Origin of the sequence: Stenotrophomonas sp. NPDC077461 (genome assembly GCF_049545475.1) — a bacterium.
GTDB lineage: Bacteria > Pseudomonadota > Gammaproteobacteria > Xanthomonadales > Xanthomonadaceae > Stenotrophomonas > Stenotrophomonas nematodicola.
The window spans coordinates 311,268-333,579 of the sequence record NZ_JBMWDO010000002.1; the positions used below are offsets into that span (position 1 = coordinate 311,268).

Annotated in this window: 17 protein-coding genes; 3 read left to right on the forward strand and 14 right to left on the reverse strand. The window is 68.4% G+C overall.

Annotated elements, in window-relative coordinates; translation table 11 throughout:
* Window positions 1–105 precede the first annotated feature (105 nt).
* Both ACPEH8_RS06045 and ACPEH8_RS06050 read right to left on the reverse strand, forming a co-directional pair.
* Entirely contained in the window at window positions 106–348 is a 243-nt protein-coding gene (locus tag ACPEH8_RS06045) for a hypothetical protein (protein WP_017355098.1), read from the reverse strand.
* Window positions 345–9,056, reverse strand: a complete 8,712-nt coding sequence (locus ACPEH8_RS06050) for a GH36-type glycosyl hydrolase domain-containing protein (protein WP_423666287.1) — start codon at window positions 9,054–9,056, stop codon at window positions 345–347. The genes ACPEH8_RS06045 and ACPEH8_RS06050 overlap by 4 nt, the downstream gene beginning before the upstream one ends.
* Window positions 9,057–9,290: 234 nt before the next feature.
* On the opposite strand from ACPEH8_RS06050, the gene ACPEH8_RS06055 reads away from it, so the two are divergent.
* Window positions 9,291–10,613, forward strand: coding sequence for a S41 family peptidase (locus ACPEH8_RS06055; RefSeq protein ID WP_262072325.1), 1,323 nt, complete (start codon window positions 9,291–9,293; stop codon window positions 10,611–10,613).
* 97 nt (window positions 10,614–10,710) lie between these two features.
* On the opposite strand, the gene ACPEH8_RS06060 is transcribed toward ACPEH8_RS06055, so the two are convergent.
* The 12 genes from ACPEH8_RS06060 to ccmA all read right to left on the reverse strand — a co-directional run bounded on the left by ACPEH8_RS06060 (window position 10,711) and on the right by ccmA (window position 20,112).
* Window positions 10,711–11,640: a DUF6624 domain-containing protein gene (locus tag ACPEH8_RS06060; RefSeq protein ID WP_423666289.1), complete on the reverse strand. Its 930-nt coding sequence runs from the start codon at window positions 11,638–11,640 to the stop codon at window positions 10,711–10,713.
* Between the two features lie 109 nt (window positions 11,641–11,749).
* A complete protein-coding gene (locus tag ACPEH8_RS06065; RefSeq protein WP_051008570.1) occupies window positions 11,750–12,031 on the reverse strand; it encodes a DUF1294 domain-containing protein in 282 nt (93 codons plus the stop codon).
* A gap of 50 nt (window positions 12,032–12,081) precedes the next feature.
* Window positions 12,082–13,194: a homoserine O-acetyltransferase MetX gene (gene metX / locus ACPEH8_RS06070; protein WP_313242285.1), complete on the reverse strand. Its 1,113-nt coding sequence runs from the start codon at window positions 13,192–13,194 to the stop codon at window positions 12,082–12,084.
* Between the two features lie 72 nt (window positions 13,195–13,266).
* Window positions 13,267–14,253: a tetratricopeptide repeat protein gene (locus ACPEH8_RS06075; protein ID WP_423666338.1), complete on the reverse strand. Its 987-nt coding sequence runs from the start codon at window positions 14,251–14,253 to the stop codon at window positions 13,267–13,269.
* Between the two features lie 11 nt (window positions 14,254–14,264).
* Window positions 14,265–14,744, reverse strand: a complete 480-nt coding sequence (locus tag ACPEH8_RS06080) for a cytochrome c-type biogenesis protein (RefSeq protein WP_423666340.1) — start codon at window positions 14,742–14,744, stop codon at window positions 14,265–14,267.
* On the reverse strand, window positions 14,713–15,327 hold the full coding sequence (locus ACPEH8_RS06085) for a DsbE family thiol:disulfide interchange protein (protein ID WP_136003288.1): 615 nt from the start codon (window positions 15,325–15,327) through the stop codon (window positions 14,713–14,715). The genes ACPEH8_RS06080 and ACPEH8_RS06085 overlap by 32 nt, the downstream gene beginning before the upstream one ends.
* Before the next feature lie 8 nt (window positions 15,328–15,335).
* On the reverse strand, window positions 15,336–17,249 hold the full coding sequence (locus ACPEH8_RS06090) for a heme lyase CcmF/NrfE family subunit (protein WP_136003289.1): 1,914 nt from the start codon (window positions 17,247–17,249) through the stop codon (window positions 15,336–15,338).
* The gene (gene ccmE / locus ACPEH8_RS06095; protein WP_017357314.1) at window positions 17,250–17,711 is read right to left on the reverse strand and encodes a cytochrome c maturation protein CcmE; all 462 of its coding nucleotides are present in this window, start codon (window positions 17,709–17,711) and stop codon (window positions 17,250–17,252) included.
* The gene (locus ACPEH8_RS06100; protein ID WP_017357315.1) at window positions 17,708–17,893 is read right to left on the reverse strand and encodes a heme exporter protein CcmD; all 186 of its coding nucleotides are present in this window, start codon (window positions 17,891–17,893) and stop codon (window positions 17,708–17,710) included. Before ACPEH8_RS06100 ends, ccmE begins: the two co-directional genes overlap by 4 nt.
* Window positions 17,890–18,666, reverse strand: coding sequence for a heme ABC transporter permease CcmC (gene ccmC / locus ACPEH8_RS06105; RefSeq protein ID WP_423666291.1), 777 nt, complete (start codon window positions 18,664–18,666; stop codon window positions 17,890–17,892). Before ccmC ends, ACPEH8_RS06100 begins: the two co-directional genes overlap by 4 nt.
* Window positions 18,667–18,760: 94 nt before the next feature.
* Entirely contained in the window at window positions 18,761–19,456 is a 696-nt protein-coding gene (gene ccmB, locus ACPEH8_RS06110; protein ID WP_423666293.1) for a heme exporter protein CcmB, read from the reverse strand.
* Window positions 19,453–20,112 carry a heme ABC exporter ATP-binding protein CcmA gene (gene ccmA / locus ACPEH8_RS06115; protein WP_165699834.1) on the reverse strand — a complete coding sequence of 220 codons (660 nt, stop codon included), beginning with the start codon at window positions 20,110–20,112 and terminating at the stop codon, window positions 19,453–19,455. Before ccmA ends, ccmB begins: the two co-directional genes overlap by 4 nt.
* Window positions 20,113–20,246: 134 nt before the next feature.
* Between ccmA and ACPEH8_RS06120 the strand changes: the two genes are divergently transcribed.
* Together ACPEH8_RS06120 and ACPEH8_RS06125 are read left to right on the forward strand one after the other, a co-directional pair.
* Window positions 20,247–21,395 carry a pyridoxal phosphate-dependent aminotransferase gene (locus tag ACPEH8_RS06120; RefSeq protein ID WP_153165358.1) on the forward strand — a complete coding sequence of 383 codons (1,149 nt, stop codon included), beginning with the start codon at window positions 20,247–20,249 and terminating at the stop codon, window positions 21,393–21,395.
* A complete protein-coding gene (locus ACPEH8_RS06125; protein ID WP_262072296.1) occupies window positions 21,395–22,216 on the forward strand; it encodes an amidohydrolase in 822 nt (273 codons plus the stop codon). Before ACPEH8_RS06120 ends, ACPEH8_RS06125 begins: the two co-directional genes overlap by 1 nt.
* The last annotated feature ends 96 nt before the right edge of the window (window positions 22,217–22,312 follow it).

The following is a 22,312-nucleotide window of genomic DNA, read 5'->3' on the forward strand; positions in this document are numbered from 1 at the left end:
GGCCCGTGAGGGTGTCCGCTTCTGCCCGGAAACGGTCGCTGGCAGGAAAGGAGGCGGGGCGTGCTGGCGCAAAGAGGTTGACGGTCCTCAAGCACGGCCGTTGACCTACTCCAGGTTGTCGTCACGTTCGTACCCGGCCGGGAGCTCCAGCGCGTGGCGTTTGAGCATGGCGTGGATGTGCGCGTGCGCCTGGTCCCGCTCCGCATGCTCGCATTGGTCCAGAATCTCTGCCGCCAACGCTTCAAACTGCGGCCAGAACTGCGCCGGATGCCGCACCTGATCCAACCAGTGGACCAGCATGTCGCCCAGCGCATCAAGCTGTACCTGTATTTCGGGGCGCAGGCTCATGTGGGGGCCGCCCCCAGGTCAAGCGTGACACGGTAATGATGACCGTCATCGCGGAGCAGCACGGTCAGGTCCGGCTGCGGGATCCCGTCCACCTGCAGCGTAGGCTGACCCTGTGCACTGCGGGTCACCACGAACTCGTAGAAGCTTCGGCCGAAGCGGTAGCTCAGTTCGAATGACGGCCAGTGATCGGGCAGGCACGGTGCAAGCGACAGACGATCGCCCTGGCGGCGTATGCCGAGCAGGGATTCGACCAGCAGGCGATACATCCACCCGGCCGAGCCGGTGTACCACGTCCAGCCGCCTCGCCCGACGTGCGGCGACACGGCGTATACATCGGCCGCCAACACGTAGGGTTCGACGCGGTAGGTCTGCACCGCTGCCGGGTCTCGGGTGTGATTGAGAGGGTTGATCATGCCGGCCAGCTCCCAGGCGCGCACCGCATCTCCCTGTTGTGCGAATGCCATCGCCGCCCACACTGCCGCGTGGGTGTACTGCCCACCATTCTCACGCACGCCGGGGACGTACCCGCGGATGTAGCCAGGGTCCTCCGTCGTCTTGTCAAAGGGCGGGTCGAGAAGCTGGATCAGCTTGGCATCCTTCCGCACCAGATGCGTATAGAGCGAATCCAATGCCTGGCGGGCACGCTCTGGCGCGGCAACGCCGGACAGCACCGACCAGCTCTGGGATATCGAATCGATGCGGCATTCCCGGTTCTCTGCCGAGCCCAGGGCGGCGCCGTTGTCGAACCAGGCGCGGCGATACCATGCCCCGTCCCAGGCGTGGTGTTCCAGATTCCGGCGCAGGCTCTCGGCCTGCTGCTGGCACCACTGTGCGCGGGTGGCGTCGCCACGCGCGTCGGCCAGCACAGCAAAGCGGCGAAGCGTGTCATGGAGGAAGAATCCGAGCCATACGCTTTCTCCGCGCTGCTGGTCGCCGACACGGTTCATGCCGTCGTTCCAATCGCCGCTGCCCATCAACGGGAGACCGCGCTCGCCGAGCAACCGGCAACCGCGGTCGAGCGCGACGATGCAGTGGGCATACAGAGTGCCGCGCTGCACCGACGGTGTGGGCATGTCGTAATACCCTTCCTCTTCCGGTGTCACCGCGCGCCCTTCGATGAAGCCGACCACTTCATCCAGCACGCTGGCGTCGCCAGTGACCTCCAGGTAGCGGCATGCGCCCTGGGGCAACCAGAGATAGTCGTCCGAGCAGCGGGTGCGCACGCCGCGACCTTGCGGGGGGTGCCACCAGTGCATCACATCCCCTTCGGTGAACTGGTGTGCAGCGCAGAGCAGCAGGTGCTCGCGGGTCAGATCCGGGCGAGCGTGCACGAGCGCGAGCGCGTCCTGCAGTTGGTCGCGGAAGCCGAATGCACCGCCGGATTGATAGTAGCCGCTGCGTCCCAGGTAGCGGCAGCCCAGGGTCTGGTAGACCAGCCAGCCGTTGGCCAGCGCGTCCAATGCCGGGTCGGGCGTGCGCACCTGCACCGTGGCCAGCACGTTGCGCCAGTGGATGCGCACTGCGTCCAGCGCATCGATTGCCTCATGGGCGCCCTGGCGGCTGTGTGCCAACGCGAGCGTTTCCTCGCGGTCGCGCCCCGCGCCAAGGCGGAACGTCGTTTCACTCCGGTCGCCCGGCCCCAGCGTGAGTGGCACCTGGATCGCCGCGCAGGGATCGAGGCCCGCACCGATCCGCCCATCCAGACGTTCGCGACGCAACGCCGCCGGCGCATGCAGGCTGCCGTTGCGGCCGATGAACTCCAGGCGATCACAGGTCCAGCCGCAGCCTTCTGCATCGGTGTCGAAAAACGCCACCCGGCCGCCGAACTCGGTGCTGTAGCTGTTGCGCGCCAGCAGCGCGCCGGTCTGCGGGTCGCGTTCGGTGACCACGTGCATGCGTGACTTTGTGCGCAGGTCTCCCATGACCCATTCAACGTAGCCGATGGCCGACAGCCGCCGTGGCCGGCCCGAGAGGTTGTGCAGACGCAGGACCGAGAACTTGAGGGGCGCGGTGACGTCGACGAACACCCACAATTCGCTGACGATACCGTCTTCGCTGTGCTCGTAGACCGTGTAGCCGAATCCATGACGCGTACGGTACGCACCGGTGCCCCTGCACGGCAGCGGCATCGGTGACCAGACACGGCCGGTCTCCTCGTCGCGCAGGTAGAAGGCCTCGCCGCCCGTGTCGGACACCGGATCATTGAGCCAGGGCGTCAAGCGGAATTCGTGTGCATTCTCGAACCAGGTGTAGCCCGGCGCACTCTCGCTGACGACCGTGCCCAGGCGGGCGTTCGCGATCACGTTGGCCCACGGCGCCGGCGTCGGGGCACCTTCGCGCACCACCACGACGTACTCGCGGCCGTCCTCGCTGAAACTGCCGGTACCGTTGTCGAACTGGCCGGTGCCGCGGTACGGAAGGAAGGGCCACGGGTCGTCCACCTCTTCATCCTGCTCGGGACCCGGGGGCATCCCGGGCTCGGGTCCGGCCCCGGTGATGGCGGGGTGCCCGGGCGTCGCCTCCATCGACAACGCCAGTTCCTGCTGCTCCACCTGCGGCACCAGGGGCGGGATGCGGCGGGCAGGCAGGGGCTGGCGGCCCACCTGCGCGACCAGCGTGCCGTCCTCGTCGCTGATGACCACGCGGGCGACCGCCTGCAGCAGAATGCGGTCCTCATGACTCATGTTCTGCACCGGCCGGACGAAAATACCGCCCGGGCGATCGAGCAGGCCGGTCTCCGAACTGGCCGCCACCATTCCCAGAATCTGGTCCTGCAGTTCCTGCCGATAGCCGGCCTTGCTGTCGTTCCAGATCACCAGATCGGTGTGAAGTCCCTTCTGGCGCCAGTACGCATGCGCCTGCACCAGTTGCCTGACCAGTTCCACGTTCTCCACGTCGGTGACCTTGAGCAGGACGATGGGCAGGTCGCCCGAGATGGCATGGCCCCACAGCCCGGACTGGCCTCGCTGGTTCTGCTGGAGGACGCCGGTGCCGGCGCGCAGCAGCGCATTGGCGTACAACACGTGGCCGGCCAAGCGTTCGTACAGGGATGCTTCGGCCTGGCTTGCGTTGATCTGCCGGCGCACCACCTGGCTGTGCGTCCAGGCCAGGTCGAAGACGCGGTCGGCCAGGCGACGATCACGGTACTTGTCCACCAGCGCCTCGCAACCGGGGCGGTCGGCGCCGATGCCATACACCATGTCCAGCTGCACGGTCTGCTCGGGCTCAAGCACGACACGCACGCGGATTGCCACGATCGGGTCCAGCACCGAGCCGTCAGTGCCGGAGAGGTCGGTATCGGTAGTCAGCGCCTGCGGCGCCCGCGGGGTGTTACCACGCCCCAGGAAGCGCGCACGGTCGGTTTCGTAGGAGATCGCCACCACCTCCGCATCATGCACCGCGACCAGATGGAACATCCACGGTGGCACCTCGTCGTGCGAGCGTGGTCGGCGGGTGCACAGCACGGCCTGCTTGGCGGCCAGGATCTCACTCTGCACGAAGAGGTTGCTGAAGGCCGGGTGGGCGTCGTCGGACGCTGCAGGTGCCAGCACCACTTCGGCATAGGTGGTGATCTCCACCGTGCGCGGGCGACGGCTGCGGTTGGTCAGGCGCAGGCGCCTGAGTTCGATGTCGTCCTCGGCGGAGATGGCCACCTGCAGGTGGCTCTCGCAGCTGCGGCGCACACCGCGGAACTCTGCCTTGGCGTCGGAGAAGATCGCCTCGTAGTTGTCCATCGGCACGCAGGTGGGCTGATATGCAGCCGACCAGAACTCGCCGCTGTCCACATCGCGCAGATAGCAGAAGGTACCCCAGGCATCGGTAGTGCCGTCTTCGCGCCAACGGGTGAGCGACAGATCGCCGTGGCGACTGTACCCGCCGCCGGCATGGGTCAGCATGCCGTGGTAGCGACCGTTGGACAGCAGCTGCACTTCCGGACGCGGGCCGCCCGGGTCGCGCAGGACGCGCAGGGCCGTCTCGTGTTCGGCCAGGGCGGAGTGCTCGCCCAGGGCTTCGACCTCATGTGGATGGAATACGCCGATGCGCGGGATGCGCTCCTGCAGCAGCAGCAAGGTGGCCTGGAACTCGACGTCGGCAACGAAGCGGCGCTGCATCGGCTGGTCGCGCAACAGGTAATCCAACGACAGCAGCCCCATGCCCTGATGGTGGGCCATGAACGAACGCAGCAGAACGTGATCCTGCCCCGGCGGCACCCGGGCAGGCGTGTAGTCGATGGCTTCGTACATGCCGAAGCGGCCGGAGAACCCCAATGCGTCCAGGGCCTGCAGGTTCTGGCACGCCGCCTCCGGCGCCACCATCAGCGCCATCATGCTGGCATAGGGGGCGATGACCCGATCCTGACCCAGACCGCGCTTGAGCCCCAATCCTGGCACTCCGAACGCGCGGTACTGGTAGTTCAGGCGGGCATCGACGGCGTTGTAGCCCGACTCGGACACGCCCCACGGCAGGTTCAGGGTGCGCCCGTAGACGATCTGTGCCTCGACCGCATGCCGCGTCGTCTGGTCGAGCAGCGTGTCCGGATAGCTCGGCATCACCAGCTGCGGCATGAGGTACTCGAACATCGAGCCACTCCATGACAACAGCGTGGGCGTGCCGTTGACCTCGGTGAGCATCCGGCCAAGCGCGAACCAGCTCTCCTGCGCCAACTGGCCCTGGGCGATGGCGACGAAGGCACACAGCCGCGCTTCGGAGGCCAGCAGGTCGTAGAAGCTGTTGTCGAGGCGGTGGTCGTCGACGTTGTAACCGATCGACAGCAGGTTGCGGGTCCGGTAGAACAGGAACCCGTATTCCATCAGCGAGAACTGTCCGGCGCGGTGTGCCAGGTCCTGCAGCTGCTCGATGCGCGCGCGTGCATCCGCACCGGCCGTACCGGGCAGGCCGGCCAGTTGGCGCAGGCTGGGCAGCGGCGCGTCGCTGTCCGCGCCGGCATCGGCAGGGATGCCGGCCAGTGAGGCGTTGGCGGCATGGCATTCGGCAGCGAACAGGGCTGGCCAGTGCAGCGCGCCGTCCTCGGGCGATGGCGGTTCCGGCCACTGCACCAGCACCGCGTCGGCCAGACCGGCCAGTTCCTGCAACCGGCCGAGCACCTGCGCCGGCCCGCGGGGCGGGTCGATACGCGTTGACGCCAGGCGCTGGCGAAGGTGGTTGAGGGCGTCGCCCAGGGGCGCGTCATCGGGGCGATGGCGCTGCCGTTCCTCTTCCAGCACGGCGAGCGTATCGGCCAGGCCGTCGAACGTGTGCGGCGCCAACACCGGCGCGTCCACCAGTGCGAGCAGGCCTTGGCGTAGCGTAAGCAGGTGGCCGGCAAGGTTGCCGCTGTCCACGGTGGAGACGTAGCGTGGCGGCAGCGGCGCCAGGGTTTCGGTGTCGTACCAGTTCAGGAAGTGACCGCGATGGCGCGGCAGCTGGTCCAGCGTATCGAACGTGCGGGCTGTCCGTTCCGCCACTGCGTCCTGCTGGAGATAGCCGAAATCCCACGCAGACAGGTTGGCCAGCAGGGACAGGCCGATGTTGGTCGGCGAGGTGCGTCGCGCCACCACCAGCGCGGGATGCTCCTGGATGTTGTCTGGCGGCAACCAATGATCCTGTTCGCGCACCCACGCCTGGAAGAATGACCAGGTACGCCGCGCCAGCCGGCCAAGAAACGCCCGCTGGCTGACCGACAGTTCCGCCACGCTCGCGACCGGCGGCCGACCCAGCCACGCCATCAACGCAGGCGCGAAGGTCCATGCCACCAGCAAGGGCAGGGCCAGCGGCAGTGCCTGCGGACGCACGCTGGCCACGACAGCCGTCAGCGCGAGCGCCAGTAGCGATGCCGGCGCCATCACCCGCCATTCCGCGCTGCGGTCGCCGCCAAGGCGGCGCTCGACTTCGCTGGAGGGGTTCCATTGCAGCAGATGCCGGCGTGTGATGGCCATGCGCCAGAGCGTGCGCAGCACCGCGCCACTGGCCAGCAACGCTTCGTAGGGAAGACAGGCGACCTGGGTGGACGCGCGCAGCAACGACTGCAGCGTTCCGCGCCCCACCTTGATGTAGTGGGCTTCCAGCGGCGTGTCCTCAGGAACGCTCAGCGCATCGCGCAGCATGCCGATCAATGGCGGCGCAAACCACAGCGCGAGCACCCACGCCGTCCATATGGACGGATGTTCGGCACACAGCCAGCCGGCCACCAGCAAGGCAAGGGCAGCGATCGGCACCAGGCTCCGGCGCAGGTTGTCCAGCAGCTTGCCGCGTGACAGCAGACTGAGCCGGTTGCGTTCCCATCCAGATGCCGGCCGCGGTGTCCACGGCAACAACCAGGGCAACAGCTGCCAGTCGCCGCGGATCCAGCGCGCCCGGCGCTTGGCATCGGCAACGTAGCGCTCGGGATAGTCTTCGTACAGGCGCACGTCGCTGACCAGGCCTGCGCGTGCATAGCAGCCTTCCAGCAGATCGTGGCTGAGGATGCTGTTCTCGGGCAGGCGGCCCTCGAGCGCATGCTCGAAGGCCTCGACGTCATAGATGCCCTTGCCCACGAACGAACCTTCGTCGAACAGGTCCTGGTAGACGTCCGAAACCATGCGCGTGTACGGATCGATGCCGGGCTCGCTGCCGAACATCCTGGCGAAACGCGAGGTGCGCCGCCTGCCCAGGCTGGTGCCGACGCTGGGCTGCAGGATGCCGTAACCCTCCACCACGCGTTGCAGCGTCGGATCGAAGCGCGGGCGGTTGAGCGGGTGCGCCAACGTGGCGACGAATGCGCGTGCGGCATCGCGTGGAAGCTGCGTGTCCGCATCCAGCGTGATCACGTAGCGGACGCCGACCAGGGCAGCCGTGTCTCCGACGATGCGCATGAATGCGGCCGCGTTGCCGCGGCGGAGCAGGGCATTGAGCGCTGCCAGCTTGCCGCGCTTGCGCTCGTGCCCCATCCATACCCGTTCGCCCGGATTCCATTGCCTGGGGCGGTGCAGGAGGTAGAAGCGATCACCGTGTTCCGACACGTAACGGCGGTTCAGTTCCTCTATCCGCGCCACGGCGTGCGCAAGCAGGGTGTCGTCCATCGATGTGGTGGCTGCCGCGGCGTCGAGAAAGTCCGTCAGCAGGACAAAGCGCAGGTGAGGATCGCGGTTGGCCAGGAAGCGGACTTCCAGTGCTTCGCTCAGAACGTCGATCCCGTCGATGCTGGACAGCATCGACGGGACCGCGACCACGGTGGCGCAGGATGCAGGGATGCCCTCGCTGAAATCGAGTTTCGGAAGCGGCCTGGGGGTGACCAGCACCGTCGCGGTCCAGTTCACCAGGACGATGCCCAGTTCGCTGAACACCAGCAGCCCGAGCAGCGCGGCCAGCCAGGCCGGCACCGCGCCGCTGCCGGCGGCCAACAGGCCCGCGGTGGCCAGCACCGCCAGCAGCGTGATCGGCAGCAGGTACAGCGCAAGCGGCACGCGATGCGCCAGTGGCCGTGCCTTGCGGTGGCGCGGCGCTGTCTGCGCCACCGCCTCAGCGGTGGTGTGCAGGCCTTCACCGACGAGCCAGTAGCCCACGTGCGTGCGTGGCCCATCAGGCGGTCCAGCCGCCCGTGCCAGGTCCAGCGCGATGGTCGCAACACGCTCCTCCGCCACGCGGCTGCCGCGGGCGATCTTCTCCACCACGTGACGGTAGGCGTCGCGGGTGCCGAAATCCATCTGCGCATAGACGGCCATCGGGTCTTCCCGCAGCCGCTGCTCGACCACGCTCATGTCTTCGACAAAGATGCGCCAATCCATCGTGGAGAGAAAGCGCAGGCTGCCGATGCTGTTGCCGATGGAGACCTGGTCGGCCGCCTGCTGCTGCCCCTCGGCGGCGACCAGTTCGTCGATGCGCTGACCGGCTGCGCCTGCCCACTGTTCCAGCCAGGCGATGGGCATGGCCCATGCGCCACCGCGCCCCAGCAGCGAGCGGGTCAGCTCGGCGATGAACGCGCCGGTCAAGGGGGGCGCGGACCGTGCCATGTCGGCCACCACCAGGACCACATCGGTGGGCGTGTCGGACGCCGCCCGATTGAGGCTCTCAGCCCATTGCGCCGCCAGGCGACGGTCAGTGCCATCGCGCATCACCCGCGCCGCCATGCGCCGCAGGTTCTCCAGCAGTGCCAGGCGCAGCATGATGGGAACGGCCCACAGTTCGCCCAGGCTCAGGGGCGCGAGCGACTGGTACGAGGCAATGAAACGGCCCAGCGTGTCGGCGTCGATGCGGCCATCGCCGTGCGCGATGGCCTGCATCGACAGTTCATACACGCGCGGCAACCCCGCCGATGGCCCCGAGGCCAGTGAAGGCAATTGCCGGCTGTAGCCGCGCGGCAGGTGACGCCGCGCGGTCTGGATCTGTTCTTCGATCAGGTAGTAGTTGTCGAGTAGCCATTCCCCGGCCGGGGTGACCGGGCGCTGTTCGCGCACCACGCTGCTGAGCAGCGTGTTGGCGTCTTCCAGGACACGCTCGTTGGCCTGCAGTCGATCAAGCAGGCGCTCCGGGCCAGGTCGCATCCTCACGCGATGCTGGCGCGCGAGGGCGCGGCCATACACCTCCATCTGTTCAACGCTGTACAGCGCGGCACGCAGTGGACCCTCGGTAGCTTCGATGGCCGGGGCCGACGCCTGGCGTTCGCGCCAGCGCCAACGTACACGACGACGCAGGCGCAGCCAACGGCCGAAAAGACGAGGAAAGTGGGGCATAGGTTACCGGGGAGGCAGGTCGCGTCCTGCATAGTTGCATTGGTGCTGCCGTGGTAGCTGTGAAGGTCGGGTCCGGTTGGCCGTCCTGCGGCGCAAACGAGGCCTGGCTACCCCGTTGGTCCCGTTCACGTTGCGCGGGAGCGTCTCCCACGGCCACACCCCCGCTTGTTGAATGAGACGTACGTGAACTAGCATCGCGATCCCACTCAGACACGGATGTTGAGTATGGTGCGCATGGCTGCGTTCCTTGTGTTGATGCTCCTCAGCGGCGGCGCCACCGCGCGGTCCGTCTGGAACAACATCGGCCCCCACGCGCGGACCAGCGGCGCGGGCGATATCCTGACGCCCGAGGGGGGAGCGGTCACCGTGTCTGCCGAGTCGGTCGGGCAGGACACGTTCTTCGGTGCCATCACGTCAGTGGACGCCACTGCCTTCCGGGGACGGGAGGTGCGTCTGGCCGGTTCGCTCCTGGTCGCCGAGGGCACCGGCATCGCTGCGCTCTGGCTGCGTGCGGACGGCCCGGACGGACGGTTGGCGTTCGCAAGCACGGGGGCCAGCCCAGCCCGCGCCGGTGAGGGAGCACAGGCGAGGGAGCTGCAGCTCTACATCCCGTCGGACGCGACCCACCTCAAGCTGGGCGTCACACTGGACGCGGCAGGGCGGGTGAACGTCCAGCGACTCACGCTGACGTCGGAACCTGCGGTGTCGGCAGGTGTTTCTGCGTACGACATGATCGCCTATGCGCTTCCGATCATCCGCGCGAACGCATTGAACGCCGGCAATGTGGACTGGTCAGCCCAGGAGGCGATGATGCGGGCCCCCGGCCTCGCGCAACGTCCTGCGCAGGAGGCGTATGGCCGACTGCAGCGGGTGCTGAATGCGCTCGGTGACCGGCACAGTTTCCTGCAGGTGCCGGGTCAGGCCTCGACGGCCCGCACGACCGCCGTGGCATCGACGGCTATTGAATCGCGGCAGATGCAGGACATCGGTTACGTGCTCGTACCGGGGCTGCGCGGAACCGATGCCGCAGCCGGCGACGCATTCAGCGCCGAACTCTGCGAGAAGATCGCCACTCTGGCGCCCACGTCGTCCAAGGGCTGGATCGTCGATCTTCGCCAGAACACCGGCGGCAATATGTGGCCCATGTTGAGTGGGTTGGGTCCGCTGCTCGGCGCTGGCGACATCGGCGCGAACCGCACCCGGGACGGTGCAGTGACCCGCTGGCCTTCTCGCGGCGCCAAGGCATGCACCATCGACCTGGCCCGCAGTCGCGTGGCCGTGCTGGTGGGCGCGAAGACCGCCAGCTCTGGTGAGGCGGTCGCCGTTGCATTCAGGGGCCGCCCTGACACCCGGTTCTTCGGCGAGCCAACCTCGGGGCGGGCAACCTCCAACCGAACCTATCCACTTCCCGACGGCGGCGCACTCCTGTTGACGACCGCGATGTTCGTGGATCGCCAGGGGGATGTGTATCCGCAGGGCATACGGCCGGAAACGCCTGCATCGGGTGAGCAGGGCGGCGTCGAGGCAGCAGTGGCGTGGCTGCGTTCGCTGCCTTGAGGGCGTGTGCGCATCATTCGCCCGGCTTCAGCAGGGTCCATTCGGCAAGGTGGTCATCCAGGTCGCCTGACGGACTGCGGTGGCGTTCCGGCCGGCGCTAGCGAACTTGCTTGCCGTACATCTCTGCCAGTACGGCTTTGTAGGCGGCCAGCGGCTGCAGTCCCACCTCGCGGCGGCGTGCGTCCAGCCCGTCCATATCGGCAGTGGGCTGGAGCTCGAAGATGCCGTCGGCGTTCTCCTTGAACTGGCTGCCGTAGCGCTGCGGTTTGCCTTGGGCGAGCAGCACGCGATCGGTGAGCAGGGCGTAGTCGGCGAAGTCGGCTTCACCGCGCCTTGCGGCGGTCTCGATCAGTGGCAGCATCTCGGCCTGGAAGGCCGGGTCATGATCGGCGTGCTGCACGATCACCCAGGCGGCCTTGGCGCCATCGGCGCCTACCCGCGAGCGCTCCGGCCAGCCCTTCTCGGCAACCGTTGCTTTCAGCCAGGTGGCGTTTTCCACGCTTACCGGCGTGGTCTGCGCCCAGGCGCTGCCGCCGCCGGCCGCGACCGCCGCGTGCTGGGCGGCCTGGTCCTTCGCCTCGCGCTGCAGCAGCGCGTCGCGCAGGGGAGCATCGCGTTGTGCGGCGTGTCTGTGTTCTTCGGCGGCGATGCGTTGCAGCACCGATGGCCAGACCGGATCGGCGCGCAGGGCGTCCAGGCCAGGCCGCGCTTTGGTGCGCAGGTCGTCCAGCGGCAGACGGCCGGTGGGCAGCAGGGCGTCGATATAGGCCAGCGCGGCAGCGCGATCGCCGGAGGCTGCCGCGCATTCGACCAGCAGCAGTTCGCCACCGGCGGGGAACGCGCCGCCGCTGTTGAACAGCGTGTCCAACGTCCGGGTACAGCCAGCAAAATTGTCCGCGCCGTATTGTTCGACGGCATCGAAGAAGGTGCCCGGGGACGCAGCGCCGGCAAGCAGCGGTGCCGACAGCAGCAGGGCCGTGGAGACGACCTTCTTCAGGGGGGACAGAGAGATCGAACACGGATGCATGGCATTCCTCCTTGAACGGCAGTCCTGGCCCGGTCCGAGTTGCCGGGTGCACGGGCAGGCTAGCAGATCCACCGTTGCCGTTGGTCGTGGTACCCGCCTGCGGCCGGTACTATCTGAGCAGGGCGGCCAGCGAGGCGACGTTGGCCACGGCGCATAGCACGAAGATCCCTTGGAAGGCGGTCTTGCGGTGCTTGTGGCGGAACACGGACTGGCCGAGCAGGGCACCCGGCCAGCCTCCGGCGAAGGCCAGCAGTTGCAGGGTGCGTTCGGGCGTGCGCCAGGTGCCGCGTTGCGCGGCGCGCTTGTCCACGCCATACAGCGTAAATGCCACCGCGCTGGTCAGCGCGTACCAGGCTGCGGCCCACAGCGGCAGCGCGCCGGTGACCGTCATGGCGATCAGGGCGCCGGCCGCAGCGAGGGCGAGGTAGCGTCGCAGGTGCGTCACAGCGTGCCGAGGAAGTCGCCCACGGCCGGGCCGAAGCGTGCGAAATCGACCAGGAAGGCGTCGTGCCCCTGTGGCGAATCCAGCCCGATGAACTGCGCATCGGCGCCCCCGGCACGCAGGCCGTCGGCGATCTGCTGCTGCTGCTGCACCGGGAACAGGATGTCGGTGTTGGCGCCGATCGCCAGGGCCTTGTCCACCCGGATCCGGGCCAGGCCAGCCAGCACGTCGCCGTCGGCGTACTCGGCCAGGTCGAACCAGTCCATCGAGCGGCTCAGGTACAGGTAGCAGTTGGGGTCGAAGAAGCGCACGAAGCGACGCGCGTGGCCCTCGAGATAGCTTTCGACCTGGAACTCCAGGCCGAACGGATCGTCGTCGGTCTGGTCCGAATCCAGCCGCACGCGACCGAAACGGCCGTCCCATTCCAGCGCCGAACGGTAGGTGATGACGCCGAGCTTGCGCGCCATGCGCATGCCCGATTCGGGATAGCTGTCTTCGCTGTACTGGCCGGCATCCCAGCGCGGATCGAGGCGGATCGCTTCGCGCTGCAGCGAGCGGATGGCAATGGAGAACGGCAGCGCCTGCGCGCTGCCGGAGATGTTGATGTGGCTGCGTGCGATGCCGGGTGCAAGCAGCAGCACGGCCAGCGCGGTCATGCCGCCCATCGAATTGCCGATCACGCAGGCGAGCTGGTCGATGCCGAGCGCGCGCACAAGATCGATGGCCGCGTTCGCGCCGTCCTCGATCGACAGCTCCGGGAAGTGCAGGCGATACGGCTGCCCGGTGGCCGGGTCGATGCTGGCCGGTCCCGTGGAGCCCTTGCAGCTGCCCAGCGAGTTGACGCACACCACGAACCAGCGGTTGGTATCGATCGGCTTGCCCGGCCCGAGCATCGGCTCCCACCAGCCGGCAGCCGGATTGCCCGCATTGGCGGCGGCATGTGCGTCCGGCGACAGGCCGGTCACCAGCAGAATCGCATTGCCGGCCTGCGCATCCAGCGTGCCCCAGGTTTCATAGGCGACATGGGCGCCATGCAACTGGCCGCCGCGCTTGAACGCGAACGGCGAGGGCAAGGCGTGGTAGCGCGTGCCCGGTGGGATGAATTCAGTCATGCGGGCATTCTAGCTCGCCCGAATCGGTGCACGGTGCCGCTGGCGGCACGCTGTATCGCGGTGATCGCCCGCTCAGGGCGAGCCCAGCACCAGCTGCACCGGGGCGGCATGGGGCAGGCTCACGCGCACCACGGCCGAGTCGAGGTCGCCCTCCTGGCGGGTGGCGTTGCCGGACGCGGACAGCCGGGCGAACACCTCCACCTCGTCGAGCGCCGACAACGGCTGGGTCGGCATCGGGCTGTCGGCATCGTCCAGCGTGACCACCAGCGGCAGTGCATCGGCGCGGTGTTTTTCCACGGCCACCGGCATTGGCGGGCCGCCCGGTACCCGGGCGATGACGAACACGCTGGTATCGCCGTGCAGGCGTGCACGCGCGGCGAACTGCGGGTCGAGCATGACCTTGATGGTCAGGCCGGGGCGCGCGGCGCTGGCGTCGGCGGGGCCGGCCGGCAGCCCGGCGCTGGCCCGGGCGATGGCGATCTGCTCGCGCAACGCAGTGGCCGCGCCCGGGTCCAGGCGCGGCAGCAGCGCTTCCCAGGTGGCGGCAGCGTCGGCATCCTGGCCGCGCTGGCGCTGTGCGATGCCGATCAGCCAGCCGGCGCGTTCGCTCTCGGGCGCGAGCTGGGCGGCGTGGCGCAGCCACGTCAGTGCGGTATCGTCGAAGCGTTTGTCCGGGTCGGCCTGGGCGCGTGCCTGCGCCGCTTCGACCAGGACCACCGGCTCATCCGGTGCGAGCGCGATGGCGCGTGCATAGGCGCGGTTGGCGGCCTCGAGGTTGCCGAGCGCCAACTGCGAACGTCCCAGCAGTGCCCAGCCGTCGGCGCGTTGCGGGTCACGCGCCAGCGCCTGCTCCAGGTCCTGCACACCGTCGCGCAGCGTCGCCGGGGCGGTGCGTTGCGCTTCCTCGGCCGCCTGCGGTGTGCCTACCAGCAGATACAGCGACGCGCCGGCGATGCCCATTGCCAGCGCCCCACCGAGAAAGGGCCCGCGGCCGGTGCGGCGCAGCGGCCACAACACCACCATCGCCATGACCGCCGCGACCAGCCCGGCCAGCACCATCAGCCACTCGCTCACCAGTGATCCTCGCGTTGTTCGATAGGCTGGATGTGGCGGCCGCGCCGGCGCACCACCCACACCAGCACGCCGGCACCGGCCAGGAGCGCGAGCGGCGGGCCGAACCACAGCAGTGCGTTGCGCGCATCCATCGTCGGCCGGTACAGCACGAAGCTGCCGTAGCGCTCGACCAGGAACTGTTTGATCTGGGCATCGTCGCGGCCCTGCTGCATCAGCGCCAGCACTTCCCGGCGCAGGTCGTGGGCGATCTGCGCATCCGAATCGGCCAGTGACTGGTTCTGGCACTGCACGCAACGCAGTTCGGCGGTGAGCGCATGAAAGCGCGCTTCCTCGGCGGCGTTGCGGTACTGCAGCGGGGTGGGGTCGGACACGGCCTGCGCCAGCGCCGCCAGCGGCGCCAGCAGCGCCAGCGCGAGCAGCGCGGCGCGTGCCCGCGCGCGCGGGTTACGGTGCGGCCGGCAGATGATGCTGGGCATCGGCATTGGCGCGTTCCACCTTGTCCAGTTCGGGAATCAGCTGGGTATCGATCACCCGCTGGCTCAGCGCGCCGCTGTACTTCCAGCGCACCACGCCGCTGGCGTCGACCAGGAAGGTTTCCGGCGCGGCGGTGACGCCCCAGTCGATGGCCGTGCGGCCCTCGACGTCGCTCAGGACCAGCACGAACGGGTTGCCGAGCTGCTCCAGCCAGCGCAGCGCGTCGGCCGGTTCGTCCTTCCAGTTGTAGCCGATCACGCGCACGCGTTTGGTTTCGGCGAAGCGGGTCAGGACCGGGTGTTCTTCACGGCAGGCCGCGCACCAGCTGCCCCATACGTTGAGCACGTAGGGCGCGCCGCGCAGCTCGGCGCTGCTCACGGTGATGGTGGGATCGTGCAGGACCGGCAGCTGGAAAGCAGGGGCGGGCTTGCCGATCAGCGCGGACGGCAGCACATCGCGGTCGGGCGCGCCGGACTTCATCACGCCATACACCATCAGACCCAGCAGCCCGAAGAAGAACAGCACGCCGATCACGATCGCAACCGGTGGCAGCGGGCGGGACGGGGTGGGGCGAGGATCGGACATGGGAACTCCTACGGGCGACGGAAACGGCGGTCGGCGGCGGTGACGAAGCCACCCAGGGCCATCAACAGCGCGCCCAGCCAGATCCAGCGGACGAACGGTTTGATGTGCACGCGCACGGCCCACGCATTGTTGCCCAGCGGCTCGCCCAGCGCCACGTACACATCGCCGCTGATGCGGGCATGGATGCCGGCTTCGGTCATGACCTGGCCGCCGCTGGCATAGGCGCGTTTCTCCGGATGCAGCAGGGCCAGCTCGCGGCCGTGGCGCAGCACGCGGACGTGGCCGCGGTCGGCGCTGTAGTTCGGGCCCTGCTGGTGGTCCACGCCTTCGAAGCGAAGTTCGTAGGCGCCCACCTGCACTGCCTGGCCCGGAGCGAGGGCGACTTCGCGCTGCACGTTGAGCGCCTCCACCAGCAGCGCGCCGGCCAGGAACACCGCCACGCCGCCGTGGGCCAGCAGCATGCCGACCATCTCGGCGTTGAAACGACCGTTGCCACGCAGGCGGGTCCACACGAAGCGCGCGGTGCCCAGCGCCACCCAGGCCGCAGCGGCAACGCCGGCGGCGGTCTTGAGTGCGCCCTGCGGCGCCATGAAGTAGGCGATGACGCCCAGCAGCAGCGACAGCGCGGCCCACGGCGCAAGCATGGCCAGCGCGCGCGAGGCCTGGTCGCGCTGCCAGTTCACCAGCGGCCCGAACGGCAGCAGCGCCACCAGGGGCGCCATCAGCACCACGAACAGGGTGCCGAAATACGGCGGGCCGACCGAGACTTTGCCCAGCCCGAGCGCATCGGCCAGCAGCGGGTACAGGGTGCCGAGCAGGACCATGCCGCAGGCGGCGGCCAGCAGCAGGTTGTTGGCCAGCAGCAGGGTCTCGCGCGAGGTCGGCATGAACCCGCGCCGGGGATCATCGTTGCCCAGCGCACCGGCGCGCAGCGCGTACAGCAGCAGCGCGCCACCGACGACCAGGGCCAGGAACACCAGGATGAAGGTGCCGCGCGAGGGATCGGCGGCGAACGAATGCACGCTGGTGAGTACGCCCGAGCGCACCAGGAAGGTGCCCAGCAGCGACAGCGCGAATGCGGCGATGGCCAGCAGCAGTGTCCAGCTGGCGAAGCTGCCGCGCTTCTCGGTGACCGCCTGCGAGTGGATCAGCGCGGCACCGGCCAGCCACGGCAGGAAACTGGCGTTCTCCACCGGGTCCCAGAACCACCAGCCGCCCCAGCCGAGTTCGTAGTACGCCCACCAGCTGCCCAGCGCGATGCCGAGGGTCAGAAAGCCCCACGCCACGTTGGTCCACGGCCGGGTCCAGCGCAGCCAGCGTGCATCCACGCGGCCTTCCAGCAGGGCAGCGATGGCGAAGGCGAACGGCACGGCGAAACCGACATAGCCCAGGTACAGCATCGGCGGATGGATGATCAGCCCGGGGTCCTGCAGCAGCGGATTCAGGTCGCGGCCTTCCAGCGGCGCCGGCAGCAGCCGCGCGAATGGATTGGAGGTGAAGATCAGGAACGCCAGGAAGCCGATGCTGATGATGCCGAGCACGCCAAGCACGCGTGCGCGCACGTCCGGCGGCAGCCGTCTGGACCACAGCGCCACCGCGCCGCTCCACAGCGCCAACACCAGCGCCCACAGCAGCAGGGAGCCTTCATGCGCACCCCATACCGCCGAGTAACGGTACGCCATCGGCAGCAGCGAGTTGGAGTTCTCGGCGACGTACCGCACCGAGAAGTCCTGCACCACGAAGGCCACGGTCAGCACGGCGAACGCGCCCAGCAGCAGGGCCAGCTGGGCAAAGGCCGCCGGCCGCGCCACCGCCATCCAGGCCTGCTGGCCGCGCTGGGCGCCCCACAGCGGCAGCACGGCCTGCAGCAGGGCCATCAGCAGGGCGCTCACCAGCAGAACCTGCCCCAGTTCGGGCAGCACTCAGCGGGTCTCCGCAGCGGGCATGGTCACGTCGTGCCTGGTATGCGCTTGGCCCATTTTGTCGGCCACTTCCTTGGGGATGTAGTTCTCGTCGTGCTTGGCCAGCACTTCATCGGCAATGAAGCGGCCGTCCTGCAGGCGGCCGCTGGCCACCACGGCGGTCCCTTCGCGGAACATGTCCGGCAGGATGCGCGAAGTGGTCACCGGCAGCACGGCATCACCGTCGGTCACCACGAAATGGGCATCGAGCGAACCGGATGCGCGCTCGAACGATCCCTTGACCACCATGCCGCCAAGCCGGAAGCGCGACTGCGCATCCACATCGCCGCGCAGCACTTCCGACGGCGTATAGAGATAGGCGATGTTCCGCTGCAGCGCGAAGGCCACCAGCGTGGTTGCCAGCCCCGAGGCGAGCAGCAGCAGCAGCACCCAGACCATGCGACGACGCTGCGACGGGGTCATCGGGTGAGCTCCGTGGCCAGCGGCGTGTCGGGAAGCGCCTTGGTGCGCGCCTGCAACCGCTGCTGGCGTCGCAGTGCCTGCCGCCGGGCCACGCGCAGACGCAGCCAGGAGCCGAGCGCGTCGCTTCCCAGCACCAGCACGAACACCGCGTAGGCGGCGATGATGAAGGGGACGTGCGTCATCGCGGCAGCTCCTCGGATGTGGCCGGCGCGGTGTCGCCGAAGCGCTCGCCGACCCAGGCCTTGCCGGCCTCGCGCGCGAGGTTGTCGACGCGCGCTTTGGCCAGCAGCGAACCGACGAACCAGAGTTTGGTGGCCACCACCATCCACCACAGCGGGGCGATCAGCTCCGGGCGCACTGCGTTGGTGCCGAACACGTTGATCGACTGGCGCTGGTGCAGGCCGCCAAACCAGTCGACCGAATAGCGGATCACCGGCAGCAGGCCGACGCCGACAATGGCCAGCAGCCCGGCCGCGCGTGCGGCGCTGCGTCGGTCGTCGATGGCGTGGTAGAGACCGATCACGCCCAGGTACAGGAACAGCAGGATCAGTTCGCTGGTGAGGCGTGGGTCCCAGTCCCACCAGCCGCCCCAGGTTCCTTTGCCCCAGATGCTGCCGGTGAGCAGGGTGATCAGGGTGAAGCCGGCGCCCATCGGCGCGCAGGCCATTGCCAGGATTTCGCAGATTTTGATCCGCCACACCAGGGCGATGACCGCGTAGAAGGCCATCAGGGCGAACACGAACAGGCTCATCCACGCGCTGGGCACGTGGATGTAGATGATCCGGAAGGCATCGTTCTGGGTCTGCTCGGCAGGTACCACGAACAGGCCCTGCCACATGCCGAGCAGCAGCACCGGCACCGCGGCGACATAGAAGATGCGCGACCACCGCGTGGCGAAGCGGTCGAAGGTGGGCGGTGAACCGAGTTGATGGAACCAGCGGACTATCGGGTGCATGCGGCAGTGGCTATCCAACGAAGGGCGACGATCCAACGGACGTGGAGTGGCTCGTTAAACGATGACACTGGAACGGTGGCACGGGAACAGCAGCTCAACTCAGCGAGATCCGGATGGCGGCAGCCGTCGCCAGCGGCGCCAGCACCAGTGCCACCACCAGCCCGGCGGCCAGCAGCAGCAGCGCACCGACCGGATCCTGCCCGCGTGCCGCAGCGCCGACACTGCCCGCACCGAACACCAGCACCGGTACGTACAACGGCAGGGCCAGCAACGCCACGAGAATACCAGAGCGCCGGATGCTCACCGTCAGCGCGGCGACCACGCCACCGATCAGACTCAGCACCGGCGTTCCCAGCAGCAACGATGCCAGCAGGATCGGTAGTTGGTCATGTGGCACGTGCAGCATTTCGACCAGCAGCGGCGTGATGGCGATCAGCGGCAGCGCGGTGGTGGCCCAGTGCAGCAGCACCCGTACCAGCACCAGCCAGGCCAGCGGGACCGGTGCCAGCAGCCATTGCTCCAGCGAACCGTCCTCGGCATCGCTGCGGAACAGCGAATCCAGCGCCAGCTGGCCGGCCAGCAGCACCGCCAGCCACAGCACCGCCGCACCGACCTGACCCATCAGCGATGACTCGCGGCCGAGTGCCAGCGCGAACAGCACCACCACCAGCAGCGCGAACAGCAGCGGTTGCAGCGCGTCGCCACGGCGGCGCCAGAGCAGGCGCAGGTCGCGCGTGACAAGGGCACAGGCGGTCTGCCACAGGCCCGGTTCGGTGCCCGGCGCGATCATGCGGCACCGCCGATGGCGACCGGGGGGTGCCCGGCGGGCGTCAGGTCGATCAGGCGGGTGCGCACGGGCGGGGCGGCGTACGCGCCGTGGGTGGTGACCAGGGCGGCCCCACCACTGCGCAGATGCGCGGAAATCATGCGGTTCACCAGGTTGATGCCGTCCAGGTCGAGATTGGCGTAGGGCTCGTCGAGCAGCCACAGCGGGGCCGGCGACAGCCAGATCCGGGCCAGTGCCAGGCGACGCTTCTGGCCGGCCGAGAGCTGGCGGACCAGGGTGTCCTCATAGCCGGCAAGGCCGACGATGGCCAGCGCATTGCCGGGCATCTGGCGCGCGCGGCGGCCATGCAGGCCGCACAGGAAATGCAGGTTCTCCAGCGTGTCCAGGTCCGGCTTGAGTGCGGGCAGGTGGCTGAGGTACGCCACATACTGCGACCGTTCCTTGTGACCGGCCACGCGGCCATCGATCTGCACCTGGCCGCTGTCGGCGCGCAGCAGCCCGGCCAGTACCCGCAGCAGGGTGGTCTTGCCGGCGCCGTTGTCGCCCTGCACCAGCAGGGCTTCACCGGCATCGATATGGAAGTCGAGCGGCCCGAAGACCGGTTCATCGTTGCGACTGAAGCCGAGGCCTTGCGCGGCCAGCAACGGAGGAGCGTTCAAGGGGCTCAGGCTTCACACCGGGAAAGGGCCGCCATTGTAGCGGGGGTGAGGTGGCAGGGTGGAGGGAGGGCCATCATGGCCGCGGACGTTTTGCGTACACTGGCCTTTCCCCCTTTCCTCTTCATTCTTTGCCGATGCAACCCCAGACCAAGCTGCCCAAGGTGGGCACCACCATCTTCACCGTGATGTCCCAGCTGGCCGCCGAGCACGGTGCCGTGAACCTTGGGCAGGGGTTTCCGGACTTCTCCGCGCCGCAGCGCCTGATCGATGAAACGGTCAAGGCCATGCACGGCGGGCTGAACCAGTATCCGCCGATGACCGGCGTGGCACCGCTGCGCCAGGCCATCGCGCAGAAGTCGCTGGAGCTGTACGGCGCGCAGGTCGATGCGGATACCGAGATCACCGTGACCAGTGGCGCCACCGAAGCGATCTTCAACGCCATCCACGCCGTGGTGCGCCCGGGTGAGGAAGTGATCGTGCTGGACCCGGCGTACGACTGCTACGAGCCGGCCATCGCGCTGGCCGGCGCGGTGGCCGTACACGTGCCGCTGGACCCGCAGAGCTTCGCGGTGGACTGGGACCGCGTGCGTGCGGCGATCACCCCGCGGACCCGCCTGCTGATGGTCAATACCCCGCACAATCCATCCGGTGCGATGCTGACTGCCGGGGACATGCAGGCGCTGGCCGACGTCCTGCGCGGCACCGGCATCTACCTGATCTCCGATGAGGTGTACGAACACATCATCTACGACGGCCGCCGCCATGAATCGGCGCTGCGCTACCCCGAGCTGCGCGAGCGCGCGTTCGTGATTTCCAGCTTCGGCAAGACCTATCACTGCACCGGCTGGAAGATCGGCTACGCCATCGCCCCGCCGGCGATGAGCGCCGAGTTCCGCAAGGTCCACCAGTACAACACGTTCACCAGCTTCGGCCCGGCGCAGTACGGCTTCGCTGCGATGATCCGTGACGAGCCCGAACACCACCTGGAACTGGGCGCGTTCTACCAGGCCAAGCGCGACCGCTTCCGCGAACAGCTGCTGACCACCCGCCTGACCCCGCTGCCGGTGCCGGGCGGTTACTTCCAGCTGGTCGACTATTCGGCGATCAGCGATCTACCTGACCACGAGTTCGTGAAGTGGCTGACCATCGAGAAGGGCGTGGCCGCCATTCCGCTGTCGCCGTTCTACGAGACCGCGCCGCGAGGCCAGCGCCTGGTGCGGCTGTGCTTTGCCAAGAACGACGCCACGCTGGACGCGGCGATCGCACGTCTGCAGGGGCTGTGATGACCGCCGCCGAACGCCCCGATCTGCGCATCAGCCTCGTCCAGGGCGACACCCGCTGGCATGATCCGTCCGGCAACCGAGCGCACTACGGTGCGCTGCTGGCACCGCTGGCCGGGCAGAGTGATCTGGTGATCCTGCCGGAGACCTTCACCAGTGGTTTCTCCAACGACGCCATCGACAAGGCCGAGAACATGGACGGCCCGACCGTGGCCTGGCTTCGCGAGCAGGCGGCGCGGCTGGGCGCGGCGGTCACCGGCAGCGTGCAGCTGCGGGTGGGGGAGGGCGTGTTCAATCGATTGCTGTGGGCCACGCCGGATGGTGACCTGCAGTACTACGACAAGCGTCATTTGTTCCGTTACGGCGGCGAGCACCTGCGCTATGCCGCCGGCAACGCGCGTCTGAGCGTGGACTGGAAGGGCTGGCGGATCAATCCGCAGGTCTGCTACGACCTGCGCTTCCCGGTGTTCTGCCGCAACCGCTACAACGTGGAGCGTGCCAACGACCTGGATTTCGACCTGCAGATCTTCGTCGCCAACTGGCCCTCCGCGCGTGCCTACCCGTGGCGCACACTGCTGCGTGCCCGTGCGATCGAGAACCTGTGCTACGTGGCCGCGGTCAACCGGGTCGGCATCGACGGCAACGACCTGCACTACGCCGGCGACAGCGCGGTGATCGATTGCCTCGGCCAGCCGCAGGTGGAGATCCGCGAACGCGAGCAGGTAGTCACCACCACCATCTCGGCGGCGGCGCTGGCCGCGCACCGCGCGCGTTTTCCGGCGATGCTGGACGCGGACAGCTTTGACCTCCACACCCGCGCGTAATGCCGGCCGCTGGCCGGCGCCGCGTACGCCATGCCGAACCGATGCAGCCGGCCAGCGGCCGGCGCTACTGAACGGTGGCCGCATGCGCGTAGGCGG